The sequence below is a fragment of the Rhodococcus ruber NBRC 15591 genome (assembly GCF_001894945.1).
Taxonomy (GTDB): domain Bacteria; phylum Actinomycetota; class Actinomycetes; order Mycobacteriales; family Mycobacteriaceae; genus Rhodococcus; species Rhodococcus ruber.
The window spans coordinates 1-14,823 of the sequence record NZ_BCXE01000037.1 but is presented as its reverse complement, the minus strand read 5'-3'; the positions used below and the strand labels follow the sequence as shown (position 1 = coordinate 14,823).

General features: G+C 68.5%; 14 protein-coding genes. 10 read left to right on the top strand and 4 right to left on the bottom strand.

Annotation, left to right across the window (positions count from 1 at the left end):
* Nucleotides 1–40: 40 nt before the first annotated feature.
* From RR3_RS22325 to RR3_RS22300, 6 genes are all read left to right on the top strand, one after another.
* On the top strand, nt 41–1,516 hold the full coding sequence (locus RR3_RS22325) for an aldehyde dehydrogenase (RefSeq protein ID WP_010593405.1): 1,476 nt from the start codon (nt 41–43) through the stop codon (nt 1,514–1,516).
* Nucleotides 1,517–1,555: 39 nt separating this feature from the next.
* Nucleotides 1,556–2,674: an NDMA-dependent alcohol dehydrogenase gene (locus tag RR3_RS22320; RefSeq protein ID WP_064065720.1), complete on the top strand. Its 1,119-nt coding sequence runs from the start codon at nt 1,556–1,558 to the stop codon at nt 2,672–2,674.
* 78 nt (nt 2,675–2,752) lie between these two features.
* The gene (locus tag RR3_RS22315) at nt 2,753–4,033 is read left to right on the top strand and encodes an aromatic ring-hydroxylating oxygenase subunit alpha (protein WP_010593407.1); all 1,281 of its coding nucleotides are present in this window, start codon (nt 2,753–2,755) and stop codon (nt 4,031–4,033) included.
* Nucleotides 4,030–4,590 (top strand): aromatic-ring-hydroxylating dioxygenase subunit beta, encoded by a 561-nt coding sequence (locus tag RR3_RS22310; protein WP_010593408.1) that lies wholly within the window; start codon nt 4,030–4,032, stop codon nt 4,588–4,590. Before RR3_RS22315 ends, RR3_RS22310 begins: the two co-directional genes overlap by 4 nt.
* Entirely contained in the window at nt 4,587–5,384 is a 798-nt protein-coding gene (locus RR3_RS22305) for an SDR family NAD(P)-dependent oxidoreductase (protein ID WP_010593409.1), read from the top strand. The genes RR3_RS22310 and RR3_RS22305 overlap by 4 nt, the downstream gene beginning before the upstream one ends.
* 66 nt (nt 5,385–5,450) lie before the next feature.
* The gene (locus RR3_RS22300) at nt 5,451–7,229 is read left to right on the top strand and encodes an AMP-binding protein (RefSeq protein WP_010593410.1); all 1,779 of its coding nucleotides are present in this window, start codon (nt 5,451–5,453) and stop codon (nt 7,227–7,229) included.
* A gap of 254 nt (nt 7,230–7,483) precedes the next feature.
* Here RR3_RS22300 and RR3_RS22295 read toward each other — a convergent pair whose 3' ends face one another.
* Nucleotides 7,484–8,518 carry an amidohydrolase family protein gene (locus RR3_RS22295; RefSeq protein WP_064065719.1) on the bottom strand — a complete coding sequence of 345 codons (1,035 nt, stop codon included), beginning with the start codon at nt 8,516–8,518 and terminating at the stop codon, nt 7,484–7,486.
* Nucleotides 8,519–8,776: 258 nt separating this feature from the next.
* Here RR3_RS22295 and RR3_RS22290 point away from each other — a divergent pair, with 258 nt between their 5' ends.
* From RR3_RS22290 to RR3_RS22280, 3 genes are all read left to right on the top strand, one after another.
* On the top strand, nt 8,777–9,544 hold the full coding sequence (locus RR3_RS22290; protein WP_064065718.1) for a FadR/GntR family transcriptional regulator: 768 nt from the start codon (nt 8,777–8,779) through the stop codon (nt 9,542–9,544).
* Nucleotides 9,545–9,637: 93 nt separating this feature from the next.
* Nucleotides 9,638–10,759, top strand: coding sequence for a DODA-type extradiol aromatic ring-opening family dioxygenase (locus RR3_RS22285; RefSeq protein ID WP_010593413.1), 1,122 nt, complete (start codon nt 9,638–9,640; stop codon nt 10,757–10,759).
* Nucleotides 10,756–11,589 (top strand): alpha/beta fold hydrolase, encoded by an 834-nt coding sequence (locus RR3_RS22280; protein ID WP_010593414.1) that lies wholly within the window; start codon nt 10,756–10,758, stop codon nt 11,587–11,589. Before RR3_RS22285 ends, RR3_RS22280 begins: the two co-directional genes overlap by 4 nt.
* Nucleotides 11,590–11,757: 168 nt before the next feature.
* On the opposite strand, the gene RR3_RS22275 is transcribed toward RR3_RS22280, so the two are convergent.
* From RR3_RS22275 to RR3_RS22265, 3 genes are all read right to left on the bottom strand, one after another.
* The gene (locus RR3_RS22275; protein ID WP_010593415.1) at nt 11,758–12,174 is read right to left on the bottom strand and encodes a hypothetical protein; all 417 of its coding nucleotides are present in this window, start codon (nt 12,172–12,174) and stop codon (nt 11,758–11,760) included.
* A 151-nt stretch (nt 12,175–12,325) separates the two neighbouring features.
* Nucleotides 12,326–12,808 carry a nucleoside deaminase gene (locus RR3_RS22270; RefSeq protein WP_064065717.1) on the bottom strand — a complete coding sequence of 161 codons (483 nt, stop codon included), beginning with the start codon at nt 12,806–12,808 and terminating at the stop codon, nt 12,326–12,328.
* 87 nt (nt 12,809–12,895) lie between these two features.
* Nucleotides 12,896–14,152, bottom strand: a complete 1,257-nt coding sequence (locus tag RR3_RS22265; protein ID WP_017679941.1) for a lipase family protein — start codon at nt 14,150–14,152, stop codon at nt 12,896–12,898.
* 171 nt (nt 14,153–14,323) lie between these two features.
* On the opposite strand from RR3_RS22265, the gene RR3_RS22260 reads away from it, so the two are divergent.
* Nucleotides 14,324–14,803, top strand: a complete 480-nt coding sequence (locus tag RR3_RS22260) for a nuclear transport factor 2 family protein (protein ID WP_017679940.1) — start codon at nt 14,324–14,326, stop codon at nt 14,801–14,803.
* The last annotated feature ends 20 nt before the right edge of the window (nt 14,804–14,823 follow it).

The following is a 14,823-nucleotide window of genomic DNA, read 5'->3' as shown; positions in this document are numbered from 1 at the left end:
CTGCCCGCATCCCGAGATACCGCACAAAGGAACCACACCAATGACCGCACTCACCGGAACCACCGACTATCGGCAGTTCTACATCGACGGCGGCTGGGCCGACCCGTCGTCCTCACGCACCCTCGAGGTGCGGGCCGCGGCCACCGAGGAACGCCTCGGCAGCGTCCCGGAGGCTACCGAGCGGGACATCGACGACGCCGTTGCCGCCGCCCGCCGGGCATTCGACGACCCTCAGGGCTGGTCCCGCTGGGATCCGGCGCGCCGCCGCGAGGCGCTCGAGCGTTTCGCGGTGGCACTGGAGAAGCGCGCCCCCGAAACCGCGACCCGAGTGAGCTCGCAGAACGGTATGCCGATCTGGCTCGCTCAGCAGTTCGAGGGCGGGTTCCCGGCCCTGCTGCTGCGCTACTACTCCGGCCTGGTCGCCGACACCCCCCAGGAGGAGACCCGGCAGGGCATGCTCGGCGGGCAGGCGCGGGTGATCCGTGAGCCGATCGGGGTGGTCGGCGCGATCGTCCCGTGGAACGTCCCGCAGGGAATCACCTTCCTCAAGCTCGCCCCCGCCCTGGCCGCCGGGTGCACGGTCGTGCTCAAGCCTGCTCCGGAGACGGTCCTCGACGCCATGCTGATGGCCGAGGCAGCCGCCGAGGCAGAACTGCCGGCGGGCGTGCTGAACGTCGTGCCCGGCGGAGGCGATGTCGGGGCCTACCTGGTAGCCCATCCGCAGGTGGACAAGGTCTCGTTCACCGGGTCGACGGCGGCCGGCCGGACGATCGCCGAGACGTGCGGGCGCCTGCTGCGCCCGGTGACCCTCGAGCTCGGCGGCAAGTCCGCCGCGATCGTCCTCGACGACGCCGACCTGGCTTCGACGATCGAGAGTTTCTTCGCCTCGACACTTCTCAACAACGGCCAGATCTGCTGGCTCTCGACCCGCGTACTGGCGCCGCGATCGCGATACGCCGAGGTCGTCGACACCGTCAGCGGACTCGTGTCCTCCCTGCGGATCGGCGACCCCCTGGCCGAGACCACTCAGGTCGGTCCGCTGGTCTCGGCACGGCAACGCGATCGGGTCGAGTCCTACATCGCCAAGGGGAAGGCCGAGGGGGCCCGGCTCACCGTCGGCGGCGGCCGGCCGGAGGGCCTCGACCGCGGCTGGTACGTGCAGCCGACCGTGTTCGCCGATGTCGACAACAACCACACCATCGCCCAGGAGGAAATCTTCGGGCCGGTCCTGTCGGTGATCCCGTACACCGACGAGGACGAGGCCGTTGTCATCGCCAACGCCTCGGACTACGGCCTGGGCGGCAGTGTCTGGACCGCCGACCCGGAGCGTGGCGAGGCCGTCGCCCGCCGGGTGCGCACCGGCAGCATCGGCATCAACGGCTACGTCAACGACCCCGTCGCCCCCTTCGGCGGAATCAAGGCCAGCGGCATCGGCCGTGAACTCGGACCCGAGGCCCTGCACAGCTACCAGGTCCTCAAGACCGTCTATCTCGACGCCTCGGCCGCGCAGGCCTGAGCAGAACCCGTCACACCGACCCACAACCGAGGAGTCCTCATGAAAAGCCGCGGCGCCGTTCTCCGCCAAGCCCCTGGCAAGTTCGAGATCGTCGACCTCGTCGTCGACGAACCCCGACAGAACGAGATCCGAGTCCGGATGGTCGCCTCAGGGCTGTGCCACTCCGACGACCACATGGCCACCGGTGACCTCCCCGTCGCTGTCTACCCGGTCTGCGGTGGACACGAGGGCGCCGGCATCGTCGAGTCGGTCGGCCCGAACACCTCCGGCTTCGAACCGGGAGACAAGGTCATCTTCTCGTTCCTGCCTGCCTGCGGAAAATGCCGCTGGTGCTCCACCGGGCACCAGAACCTCTGCGACCTCGGCGCCAATGTCCTGGTCGGCTCGCGCTGGGAAGATCCGACGAGCTTCCGGCTGCAACTCGAGGACGGCACCCCCGTCGCCCAGGCGCTCGGCATCTCCACCTTCTCCGAATACACGACGGTCGCCGTCGACTCCGCCATCAAAGTCCCGGCGGACACCCCGCTGGAAAAGGCGTGCCTGCTCGGTTGCGCAGTCGGGACCGGCTGGGGCTCGGCGGTCAACACCGGCAAGGTGCAACCCGGCGACACCGTGCTGATCCTCGGTGTCGGCGGCATCGGCGCAAACGCCGTCCAGGGTGCCGTGCACGCCGGCGCGGCACGGGTAATCGTGGTCGACCCGGTCGCCTTCAAGCGGGACATGGCGCTCTCGCTGGGTGCCACCCACGCATTCGCCACCGTCGAGGAGGCCATCGAGACCGCGAAGAGCTTCACCAACGGCCAGGGCGCCGACGTCGCGATCGTCACCGTCGGCGTCATCACCGGCGACCACATCGCGCAGGCATTCGCCGGGATCCGCAAGCAGGGCACGGTCGTTGTCACTGCCCTCGGAAACGCCACCGCCGTCGGCATCCCGGTACCGATCCTCGAATTGATCCTCTATGAGAAGAAGATCGTGGGTTCGCTGTTCGGCTCGTCGAGCCCGCGCGCAGACATCCCCAAGCTGCTCGACCTCTACCAGGCCGGCTATCTGAAGCTCGACGAGTTGATCACCACCGAGTACGCCCTCGACGACATCAACCAGGGATACGACGACATGCGTGCAGGCACCAACATCCGCGGTGTCATCCGGTTCTAGCGACCGCACGACTGCGCCGATCCGGCCCCTCGGATCCCCTCCCCGCACCAACCTCGGCCCAATCCCAGAGAGGCACCGATGACCGTCACAGACGACCCGACCACCCAGCTACCGACACCCCACGGACCGTTCGTCGAGGACGATCGTGAAGCACACAGCTTCCGTGTCCACCGCTCCACCATGACCTCACCGGAGATTCATGCGATGGAACTCGAGCGGGTCTTCGCGCACAGCTGGCTCTACGTCGGCCACGAGTCGGAAATCCGCAAGAAGGGCGACTACGTGCGCCGCCCCGTCGGCGGACGCCAGGTCTTCATGGTCCGCGGACGATCGGGGCAGGTGAACGTCTTCCACAACACCTGCACCCACCGCGGCGCCATGGTCTGCCGCGCCGAACGCGGCAACGCCAAGATCTTCTCGTGCTTCTACCATGCCTGGTCGTTCAACACCGACGGCGAACTGGTGGGCATCCCGGACCGCCAGGCCTACGGCGACGACCTCGACTTCGGCAAACTCGGGCTCCGACCCGCCGCCAAGGTCGCCAGCTACCGCGGCTTCGTCTTCCTCTCCTACGATCCCGACATCGTGCCCCTGGTCGACTACCTGGCGGGCGCCACGGAGTACCTCGACCTCGTCGTCGACGCGGTCGAGGACGCGGAAATCATCTCCGGAACCAACGAGTACGCGATCAATGCCAACTGGAAACTCCTGGCGGAGAACAGCATCGACGGCTACCACGCGGTCAGCACCCACGACACCTACTTCAAGTACCTGGTAGCGCTGGGCACCGACCTCGCAGGTGGGGTCCAGGGCACGGCGAAGGCGCTCGGCAACGGGCACGCGGTACTCGAATACACCGCACCGTGGGGCCGACCGGTGGCGAAGTGGGAGCCGCTGTTCGGTGAGGGCGCGCGCGAGGAGATCGGCCGGCTGCGCGCCGAACTCGTGGCCAAGCACGGCGAAGAGCGCGCCGCGCGCATGGCCGACGTCAACCGCAACCTGTTGATCTACCCGAACCTGGTGATCAACGACATCATGGCTGTCACCGTACGCACCTTCATGCCTGTCTCCGCGGACCGGATGGAGATCACCGCCTGGGAGCTCGCTCCGAGTCAGGAGCAATCCCAGCTGCGGCAGCGCCGTCTCGACAGCTTCCTCACCTTCCTGGGGCCCGGTGGCTTCGCCACCCCGGACGACATCGAAGCCCTCGAGTCCTGCCAGCAAGGCTTCCACAGCGGCGGAGTGGAGTGGAACGACATCTCACGCGGCATGGCGCGCACGCCCGAGGCCAATGACGAAGAGCAGATGCGTGCCTTCTGGCGACGCTGGAACGAGCAGATGATCGGAGAGGCCCGATGACCACCACCGCACCCGAGACCCCGAAGGCCGCGCCGGCGCCCTCCCCGCAGGTCGGCGACCTTCGGCAGGTCACCCGCAGCCGAGTCGAGGACCTGCTCTACCTCGAGGCCGAACTGCTCGACGACTGGGACCTCGACACCTGGATCACCCTCTACACCGACGACTGCCGCTACGTCGTGCCCTGCAACGACACCCCCGACGCCGACCCGGCCCGGGACCTGGTGCTCGTCGACGACGACCACCTGCGTCTGTCCTGCCGCGTGGAGCGACTCAATTCCCGCCGGGCACACCGGGAATACCCGCACTCGGCCACCAGCCACCAGGTGTCCAACGTGCGGCTGCGCCCGGTCGTCGACGGCACCGGCGGTGCAGCCGAGCTTCCGGTGGTCGCCGAGTTCGTCGTCTGGCGCTTCCGCGGCGAACGCTCCTACACCTACGCCGGCCGCTACCACTATCGACTGCGCGTCGTCGACGGGCACCTGCGGATCGCGTCGAAGCGGTGCGTGCTGCGCATGGGAAGCCTGCGCCAGGTGTCCGACGTCGCGATCATCCTGTGAACGCCGAACTGGACGGGGCACCGTTGCGGGGCCGCACCGTGGTCGTCACGGGAGGAGCGACCGGCATCGGTCTCGCGATCACCCGCAGGTTGCTCGCCGACGGCGCGTCGTTGCTCGTCGCTGCCCGGGACGAGGACGAACTCCATCGCGGGCTCGGGGCGCTGAGCGCACCCCCCGGCGTTCCCGAGCCCACCGGATTCGTCGGTGATCTGGCGCTCCCGGGCGCCGCGGACGCGATGCTCACCGCGGCCACGGACGCGTTCGGCCCGGTGTACGGACTCGTCAACAACGCCGGCGGGGGCGTCATCGCGCCGACGCTCCAGCACACCGAGCAGACGCTGAAGTCGACCATCGACAACAACCTGTGGACCACGCTGCGGGCCAGCATGGCGTTGCTCCCCCATCTCGTCGACAACGGCGGGGGACGCATCGTCAACATCGGCGCCGAGTCCGTGCGCAACGGGCTCACCGCCCACGCGGTCTACAACGCCGCAAAGGGCGGGGTGCACGCGTTCGCCGTCGGATTGGCGCGCGAGTTCGCGCCCGCAGGCATCACCGTGAACACCGTGGCGCCGGCCTACACCCTGACCGCGGAGCTGGCCGCCGCGATCGAAGCGAACCGCCTCCCCGAGGTTCTGCGGCCGGTCGTCGAGGACGCGGTGCGGCTCATTCCGATGGGACGCCCTGCCGTTCCCGACGAAGTCGCCGGCGCCGTCGCCTATCTCCTTCGCCCGGAATCCGGCTTCGTCACCGGCCAGGTGATCAGTGTGAACGGCGGCAGCAGCATGGGCTGAAACCTCTCCGCTCCGCCGCGGCACAGACCGACCCGCACCCAGCGTCCCTACCCCGAAAGGTGAGCCATGACCGGCGTATCCCACGTCGACGACACATCTCGTGTCACGGATGCTTCTGCTCCCGAACCACTGTCGACCCCCGGCACAGCAACCGAACTCTACCGGTCGGCCCGCGATCTGCTCCAGGATCTCGGCCGCGACTACCGCAAGGCGGTCGACGAGTTCACCTGGCCGGATCTCGGGGAGCGGTTCAACTGGGCCGTGGACTGGTTCGACGCGATCGCACGGGGCAACGACCGGGTGGCCCTGTGGATCGTGGAGGAGAACGGCGCCGAGGCGAAGTACACCTTCGACGAGCTCGCACGCCGGTCCGATCAGGTCGCCGCCCATCTGGCCGCCCACGGGGTGGCCCGGGCCGACAGAGTCGTCCTCATGCTGAACAACCAGGTCGAACTCTGGGAGGCCATGCTCGCGGTCATGAAGCTCGGTGCGGTCATCATGCCCACGACCACCGCGCTGGGCCCGGTGGATCTGGCCGATCGCATCGGCCGGGGCGGTGCCCGGCACGTCGTCGCCAACGTCGCCGACACCGCCAAGTTCGACGAGATCGAGGGTGAGTACACGCGTTTCGTGGTCGGCGGCGGGCATGACGCGCCGGCCGGCTGGGTGCGCTTCGCCGGCGCGTACGCGCTCGACGTTCCCCGTGCAACGCACCCCGGTACCGCTCCGCACGACCCCCAGCTGCTGTATTTCACCTCCGGCACCACGAGCCGGCCGAAACTCGTCGAGCACACGCAGGTGTCCTACCCCCTCGGGCACCTCGCGACCTCGTTCTGGGTCGGAGCCGCACCCGGGGACGTCCACCTGAACATCAGTTCGCCGGGCTGGGCGAAGCACGCCTGGAGTTGCTTCTTCGCCCCGTGGATCGCCGAAGCGACGATCTTCGTCTACAACTATTCCCGCTTCGATGCCGCCGCGTTGCTCGGACAGATCCGCCGGGCCGGCGTGAGCACGTTCTGTGCTCCACCGACGGTGTGGCGAATGCTGATCAACGCCGACCTCTCCGGCGGCCCCGGGCAGCTGCGTGAGCTGCTTTCCGCGGGAGAACCGCTGAACCCCGAAGTCATGGATCAGGTGCGGCGGCAATGGGGATTGACGATCCGCGACGGGTTCGGCCAGACCGAGCTGCCACTGGCTGTCGGGAACGTACCCGGTATGCCGGTCAAGCCCGGATCGATGGGGCTGCCGTTGCCCGGTGTTCCGGTCGTGCTGGTCGATCCGCTGTCCGGCGCGCGGGTCGACGGAGTCGGAGAGGGTGAGCTCTGCGTCGATCTGACAGCGCGACCGATGAGCCTGATGACCGGCTACCTGGGCGATCCCGAACGCAACGCCGAGGCGATGGCAGGGGGCTTCTACCACACCGGCGACGTCGCTTCCCGGGACGCCGACGGCTACATCTTCTATGTCGGGCGCACGGACGATGTGTTCAAGGCCAGTGACTACAAGATCTCGCCGTTCGAGCTGGAAAGCGTGCTGATCGAGCATCCGGCGGTCGCCGAGGCCGCGGTCGTGCCGGCCCCCGACGAAGTCCGGCTGGCCGTGCCCAAGGCCTATGTCAGCCTCGCGCCGGGTCACGAGCCGACGCGGGCGACGGCACTGGCGATTCTGCGGCACGCCCGCGCGAACCTCGCGCCGTACCAGCGCGTACGCCGCCTGGAGTTCGCCGACCTGCCGAAGACCATCTCCGGCAAGATCCGCCGCGTGGAACTGCGTGGCCGCGAGGAATCCGGCGTCGCCGGTGCCGGTGAATGGCGCGACGACCAGTTCCCCGAATTGCGGTCCTGAGTCACGTCCCCCGGGGCTGCAAGCGCCCCGGGGTGCGCGAACGCACCTGAACGAGTCCTGGTTCCGTCGCAGGTCTCCGGGACCGAATCCCATTGTGATAGCTCCTGGTTCACGAACGACCAAGGCGTGCCCACGCGTGGCAGGCGGTGGATGGCCGGACAGCAGTACGTGGTCACGGTCTCGCCGCGACGCAGCTTCCGCCGGCGCTGGGTGGAAGTGTGCCTGCTGTGTACCCCGATATCGGGAGTTCGTCGTCAGCGGGCGTTTGCCGGTCCGGTGAGCGGGCGAACCGTGGCAATGAGCTCGGCGGCGTTGTCGCGGCGGATCGCGGCCGCGAGGTCGTCGGAGCAGGCGCCGAGGACGGCTCCGGGTGGTGTCTCGCGCGCGGCGAACGGGTAGTCGGTGCCCAGCAGGACGTGCTCGCCGCCGAATCGGGCGACGGCCTGGCCGAGTGCCGCCGCGTCGTAGGTGAGGGAATCGCACCACAGGTCCCGGGCCCGCACACTCGGCGCCGGTCCGGGCGTGCCGGAGAGAACGGCGCCTCGGTCGAGTCGGGGCAAGATCGCAGGCAGGGCGCCACCGCCGTGGGCCAGGCACAGGCGCACGCCCGGAGTACGGGTCCGCCCCGTGAGCAGTGCCGCCGCGGCGGTCGTTGTCTCCATGGGCATCCCCAGCCCGAACTCCAGGCCCAACTTCGACAGCCGCGGGTCGAGCGTCGTGTCCACCGGGTGCACCAGCACCAGTGCCGAGCGCTCGGCCGCAGCGGCGAAGAACTCGTCGAATGCGGGGTCGGCCAGCTCCCGCGTGCCGACACGAGTGCCGATCTCGACACCGAGGAAACCCAGTTCGTCGATGCAGCGGGAGAGCTCGGCGACCGCGGCGCCGGGGTCCTGCAAGGGAACGGCACCGAGGGCATACAGCCGCCCCGGTGCCTCGGCGACCAGTGCGGCGAAGGCATCGTTCTGCGCCGCAGCCAGGATCCGTGCGCCGTCGGCGGGCTGGTCGTGACACAACGTGACAGGAATTGGCGAGACGACCTGTGCTGCAATCCCCTCGGCGTCCATGTCGACGAGTCGGCGCTGGGCGGACCAGCACCGGTGGTCGATCTCGCGGTAGGGACGACCGCCGAGCAGGAGCTGGGCGCGTCGGGGATCGAGGAGTTCGATGGACGGCCAGCGTCCCGGTCGGCCGGACAGGTCCGGAAGCCGGGTACCGATCGCGTGGGTGTGAACGTCGATCGCCCCGAGAGGAAGCGGCAATCCGGCGTCGCCGTTCACGTGCGTGCTCATGCTGGCTCCCTCGACGACGCCCGCGGGGTCGATGTTCCGACGGTGTGGTCGACACCGTAACAAATCATGACTACAGGATTCAAGATGATTACGTCGGTCCACCTTCCCGAACCGGCCCGCCCGCTACACCCCGTACCCGGAGGCTCGTACCGTGCGATTCTCGCCAATCCTGCAGATACGATTGTGGTCGGACTACGGCCCCGCGCCGGCGTCTCCGGTATATACGCAGCTCACAGCCCTGAGAAGAGGTCGAACCTGATGACGTCATCGACTAGGAATCACCCGCGGACAGTGGACGGCCACGACAAGGGGCAGGCCCAGCGGTCGCTGTCGCGGGCACAACAGGTCGCGGTCGAAGTGGAGAACGAGCTGCTCGCCGCGCACACCCCGGTGGGGACCTCCCTCGGCCGACGTACGGACCTCATGGAGCGCTTCAGGGTCAGCCCGACGGTGATCAACGAGGCGTTGCGGATCCTGCGCGACCGCGGGCTCGTGGTGGTCAAGCCCGGGCCCGGCGGCGGGGTGTTCGTTGCGAGCCGGCCGCCGCAGGTCCGGCTCGGAGCGCTCGACCTGTGGTTCTCCGGAACAGGAACGGATCCACTGGATCTGTTCGAGGCCCGCATGCACTTGGAGGACGTCCTGACCAGGGTTGCCGTAGAGCGGGCGGGCCCGACGGACATCCGTGACATGGAATGGGCACTGGAGTCGATGCAGTCGGCGAGTACGCCGCGCGATTTCCTGGATGCAAACCTGAGGCTGCACCTGGCGATCGCGCGGGCCGCCCGGATCCCCGTGCTGGCGGGCATGTACGAGGCGATCGCCGCGATCATCGGAGGCGCGGCCACGCGCGTCGAACTGCTACCCGATCACGAGGAGATGTACCAGCACAGCATCGCCGTGCACGCCGAGATCGTGGCCGCGATCCGCGGCGGCGACCGCGAGGCGCTGGACAAGTGCCTGGACCTGCACCGTCAGGACCTGGTGCGGGCGGTGGATCCGACTCGTTCACCGGTGGCGCCGGAATAGTTGCCAACGATTGCGCTCCAGCCCTTGAATTATGCATGCATGATTCCGTAATGTTTTGTCTCGGCAGCGATGCCGAATGCATGAGGAGGAGTCATGGCAGAATTCCTCGGGTTGGGGATCACTCACTATCCCCTGCTCGCCGGCACCGACGAGCACATGGCTGGGCTACTGCGGTGGACCCTGACCGACCCGGACATCCCGGAAGACCTGAAGGATCCGGCGAACTGGCCGGCCCGGATGCGCCGCGAATGGGACGCCGACGGCGGCACAGCCGCCGCAGCCGCGCATCGCGCCGAGCTGGTCGAGCACCTCGCCCGGTGCAGGGCCGCACTCGACGAGTTCGAACCGGATCTCGTGGTGGTATGGGGTGACGACCAGTACGAGAACTTCCGCGAAGAGGTGGTGCCGCCGTTCTGCGTGCTGGCCTACGACGACCTCGAGGTCCCGGCGTTCGAGGTGATGAACGAGCGTGGCAGCCCCAATGCCTGGGGGCTACCCGACGACTTCACCATCACCCTGCACGGCGACCCGCACGCCGCGAGGAATCTGGCAAATGCCTTGATCGAGGACGGCTTCGACATGGCCTACTCGTACCGCAAGCGCGCCGAGGCTCACTTCCCGCACGCCATCCTCAACACACAGATCTTTCTCGACTACGAGAACGCGGGATCGAAACTCCCCTATCCGATCGTGCCGATCACCGTCAATTGCTATGGCCAGCACGCGATTGCCCGCAAGGGCGGCCTCGCTCGATTCGCCGACATCGCCGACGAACAGCTCGACCCGGTCGGCCCGACCCCGAACCGTTGCTTCGACCTCGGCGCCGCCGTGGCGCGCGCGTTCGCCGCGACCGACAAGCGGGTCGCCCTGGTGGCCTCGTCGAGCTGGTCGCATGCCTTCCTCACCGACAAGCTCTGGCATCTCCGCCCGGACACCCCGGTCGACGAGCGGCTCTACGACGCCTTCGTGCACGGGGACGTCGACACCTGGCGTGCAGTGAGCGGCGCCGAGATCGTCGAGTCCGGCCAGCACGAGATGCTCAACTGGTACTGCCTGCTCGGCGCAATGCACGAACTCGGGCTGCCCCTTACATGGTCCACCCTCGTCACCACCGACGTATTCAACTCCAACAAGTGCTTCGCCGTGTTCTCCGGCAAGCCCGACGATGCCTACGCCGGCGGTGCCGGTGGCCGGGCGGGACAGGAACCACGATGACCACCACCGACCTCGCCCAGGGCCGCCGAGTCGCCGTGCCCGGTGTTACCGCCGAGCCCATCGATACGTTCTACCTCGAGGCCGGCAGCGGCGATCCCGTTGTGCTGCTTCATGGATCCGGCCCCGGGGTGTCGGGCTGGGCGAACTGGCAGCACACGATTCCCGGGCTGGCCGAGCACTTCCGAGTGATCGCACCGGACACCGTGGGATACGGGGCCACCTCGCGTCCCGGGGACATCGTCTACTCACTTCGCACTTGGAGCGACCACATCCTCGGCCTGCTCGACGTGCTGGAACTCGATCGGGTGTCGCTCGTAGGCAACTCCCTGGGCGGACGGATGGCGCTCGACCTCGCCGAACGCCATCCGGAACGGATCTCCCGAATGGTCCTCATGGGTTCGCCCGGCGTCGGGATGACCGTGACCGACGGGCTGAAGGCTCTGCGCGCCTACGAACCCTCCCTGGAGAACATGCGGGCGCTGCTGCTCGACTACTTTGCGGTGAACCCGTCCATCATCACCGACGAGCTGGTCCGCATTCGCTACGAGGCGAGCCTGGAAACCTTCGACGCCTATCGCGCGATGTTCCTCGACCCCCGGCACAAAGGCAACGAACTCGGTATCACCGAGGAGCAAGTGCGGTCGATCCGCACGCCCTCGCTCCTGATTCACGGAAGGGAGGACAAGGTCGTGCCGCCGGAGGTCTCGTGGACCATGCTGCACCTGCTGCAGGACGCGGACCTGCACGTCTTCGCTCGTTGCGGGCACTGGACGCAGATCGAGCGGGCCGCGGAATTCAACGAACTCGTCGCGGACTTCCTGCGGGGCTGAGCGCCGTCACCCACTGTGCGGAGCACAGAGTTCGTTGTCGGCTGCGTCCGTTGGCAGCGACCACGCGAGGGACTTCGGGACGCCGGACAGCGGGAACCGCGGCCCGACTCGCGTGGAGTCGGGCCGCCGTTGTCTATGACACCTCCCGCTCCGGTGAGCGGTCAGGACTCAGCCGAAGGAGAAGTGGTGGCTGCCGACGAACCGGGTCTGCGCCGGGCCGGGGATCGAGACGTCGATCGACCCGACGCTCCGGTACACGTGGTCGTCGTCCTGACAGTCCGCGTCGACCGTGTAGTCGCCGTCGGGCACGTTCTCGAACTTCACGGTTTCGTAGTCGGCGTAGTAGATCTCGGCCACTCGCACGTCGGGGATTCCGTCGATCACCGCGTTGCAGTAGTGCGGGTAGTCCGCCTCGGGAGCCCGGTAGTAGATGAACTTGACCGTGATCGTGTTCTCCCGCACGCTCACGCTCCAGCTGCCGTACGGGTAGGGATCCACTGCTGATGCCGTGGGCGCGAGGCCCGTCATCAATGCGAGCGGCGCCGCGAGGGCGACCGCCGCGCGTCCGAGCTTCGAGCCCTTCATGGGCGTTCCTTTCGACCGTCGACCAGCCCGACCGGTTCAATGGTCGACCCAGGAACGGGTACAGGAACTGCAAAGCGCCGCAGTCGAACACAACCCGTGATCAATATCGGTCGGCTGTCACCAGACCGTGACCCAGTGTGTCACGGAACAGTTACACTGCGTGTCCGTAGCACCGACGATGCAGGGCACGCACCTCGTCGACGAGTTCCGGCACCGGCCCCTCGACGGTCACCGCGGGCGCGACCTCCCGGATCGGCAGAGACCGGACGGGCGCCGGCGGCACACCCAGCTCCTCGAGCCAGCGGGCGAGTTGCGCCGAGGACGCCACGTACACGACGCGTCCGAGCCCGACCCAGCCGTGCGCGGCCGCGCACATCGGGCAGTGCTCACCGGAGGTGTACACCGTCGCGCCGGCGCGCTCGGCCTCGCTCATATGTGCGGCGGCCCAGCGGGCCAGTTCGAACTCGGGATGCCTGGTCCGGTCGCCGCCCGCGACCCGGTTGCGGTCCTCCGCGAGCCGCGTGCCGTCGGCCGACACCAGCACCGAGCCGAACGGTTCGTCGCCGGCGTCGAGCGCCTCCCGTGCCAGCTCGACGCACCGTCGCAAGTGCGTCATCTCCGATTCGTCGATCACGTGGTCCTCCCGGTGTCGCGGTCGCCGACCGCATCATGTCACCGCGGTCGCCGACCGCATCATGTCACCGCGGCCGGCAGGCCGGTCTCAGCCCGCGCAGGTGTCCTCGTCGGGCATGCCGGCGAACCGCCGGTCCATCCAGTCCATCCCCTCCACGGCGGCGGGAAGCAGGCCGATCCCGTGACCCGCGCCGGTCCCAGGCAGCACCGGCGGAATGGCGTAGCGCCGATAGGTGACGGATGTGCCTCCGGCACACCATTTCCCGACCATCGTGTCGACGCCGCTCACCTGGACGAAGTCGTCCGTCGCGTTCTGCGCGACGAATGTCGGGATCGTAGGGGCGATGTTGCCGAGTTCCTGCTCGCGCACGAGCGAGGCCCACGGTTCGGCGGCCAGGTGGTCGGCGATGGGCCGGCCGTCGACCGTGTACCAGGCCGTGGGGAAGAACGGGTTCATGCGGGGCGCGTCGTAGACGCAGTACGTCTCGGCGCGCGCGAGAATGTCGCGTCCGGCGGGATTGAACACTTCGAGCAGTTCCTCCCGCACCTGCGGATAGGCGGCCGCGAAGCCGTTGACGACCCAGCCGATCCCGCCGGAGAGCAGCGATCCGTCGCCGGCGACGGCGAGGTCGGCGAGCGACGCGGGCGGGGAACCCGCGACCGCGGCGACGACGGGCAGTTCGGGGGCGTAGGTGTCGGCCAGCTCCGCGGCCGCCGCCGACGACATGCCGCCCTGCGAGTAGCCCCAGAAGCCGATGCGGGTGTCCTCGTCGATACCGCGGTCGGTCAGTTGCAGCGCCGCACGGGCCATGTCGAGCATGGCGTGCCCCTGAGAGACGCGGTTCAGGTAGGGATGCCCACCGGGCGTGCCGAGGCCCTCGTAGTCGGTCATCGCGACGGCGTAGCCCCGCGCGAGCAGCGGCACGATGTGCAGGTATTCGTACTCCTGGAGGTGGTTCGTCAACTTCGACGGCGCGCACTGGTCGCCCATGCCCTGCGTGCCCGGACCGAGGACGACCGTCGGGCGCGGACCGTCGCCGGCCCAGGGCCGCGACGGCACGAATACCGTGCCGGTGACCGCGATCGGGCCGCCCGTGGCGTTCTCGCTGCGGTACATCACCCGGGTGGCGAGAGCGTCGAGCGCCGGTGCGACGACGGGCTCGGCGCGCAGGACGTCGCCGGCCGCGCCGCCGGGCAGCGGATCGGGTGGGAGGTAGAACGCGTCGTGGCCCGATGCGGACCCCGTGGGAGCGGCGGCCGCGACGGACCCTGCGACGAGTGGCGCCAGCAGCATCGTCAGGGCGGCGGTGAACAGGCGGGCGGTGGGCGTCGGCATGCCGAGCATTCTGCACACATATGTACTCCGAAGGAAGGCGCCGCGACGAGGTTTCTGAAACGAGTTCTACGATCGTTCCGGTGCTGCGGCCCGATGAGCGGGACGAGCGCCGCCGGCATTCTCCCGCCGCGGCTAGGGTCCGGGTCGCCGCTGTATCCGCAGGACGGAAGGGACGCGACCATGACCGTCGAAGAGCGACTGGCCCGGCTCGAGGCGCTCGAGGAGATCCGGATGCTCAAGCACCGGTACTTCCGTGCGTGCGACGCCAAGGACCCGGAGGGCATGCGCGCCTGCTTCGTCGCCGAGGGTGCCGACATCTACTACGGCCCCGCGCTGGGCAGCTTCGACGACGCCGACGGTCTCGTCGAGGTCTACGCCCGCCTCGCCCTCGAGCGCCTTGACGACCGGTACGTCATCCTCGACATGCACCACGGCATGCACCCGAGCATCGAGATCACCGGCGAGGGCACCGCCACCGGGGCGTGGACGCTGCGGTTCCGGCAGGTTGACCTGCGGGCCCGCACCGAGCGGGTCAGCGCACTCGACTACGACGACGACTACGTCGTGGAGGACGACCGGTGGAAGATCGCCCGGTGCCACGTGCGGGTGCACTGGTCCATCGAACGCCCACTGACCGACGACGCGAAAGTGGTGCATTAACGCCTCTCCTTCCCGAAGGC

Excerpts from the sequence above, each read along its gene's own strand:
- RR3_RS22295 (WP_064065719.1), bottom strand. The coding sequence starts at position 8,518 with ATGAGCACGCACGTGAACGGCGACGCCGGATTGCCGCTTCCTCTCGGG.
- RR3_RS22275 (WP_010593415.1), bottom strand. The coding sequence starts at position 12,174 with ATGAAGGGCTCGAAGCTCGGACGCGCGGCGGTCGCCCTCGCGGCGCCG.
- RR3_RS22285 (WP_010593413.1), top strand. The coding sequence starts at position 9,638 with ATGGCAGAATTCCTCGGGTTGGGGATCACTCACTATCCCCTGCTCGCC.
- RR3_RS22265 (WP_017679941.1), bottom strand. The coding sequence starts at position 14,152 with ATGCTCGGCATGCCGACGCCCACCGCCCGCCTGTTCACCGCCGCCCTG.
- RR3_RS22280 (WP_010593414.1), top strand. The coding sequence starts at position 10,756 with ATGACCACCACCGACCTCGCCCAGGGCCGCCGAGTCGCCGTGCCCGGT.
- RR3_RS22290 (WP_064065718.1), top strand. The coding sequence starts at position 8,777 with ATGACGTCATCGACTAGGAATCACCCGCGGACAGTGGACGGCCACGAC.
- RR3_RS22315 (WP_010593407.1), top strand. The coding sequence starts at position 2,753 with ATGACCGTCACAGACGACCCGACCACCCAGCTACCGACACCCCACGGA.
- RR3_RS22260 (WP_017679940.1), top strand. The coding sequence starts at position 14,324 with ATGACCGTCGAAGAGCGACTGGCCCGGCTCGAGGCGCTCGAGGAGATC.
- RR3_RS22310 (WP_010593408.1), top strand. The coding sequence starts at position 4,030 with ATGACCACCACCGCACCCGAGACCCCGAAGGCCGCGCCGGCGCCCTCC.
- RR3_RS22320 (WP_064065720.1), top strand. The coding sequence starts at position 1,556 with ATGAAAAGCCGCGGCGCCGTTCTCCGCCAAGCCCCTGGCAAGTTCGAG.
- RR3_RS22300 (WP_010593410.1), top strand. The coding sequence starts at position 5,451 with ATGACCGGCGTATCCCACGTCGACGACACATCTCGTGTCACGGATGCT.
- RR3_RS22325 (WP_010593405.1), top strand. The coding sequence starts at position 41 with ATGACCGCACTCACCGGAACCACCGACTATCGGCAGTTCTACATCGAC.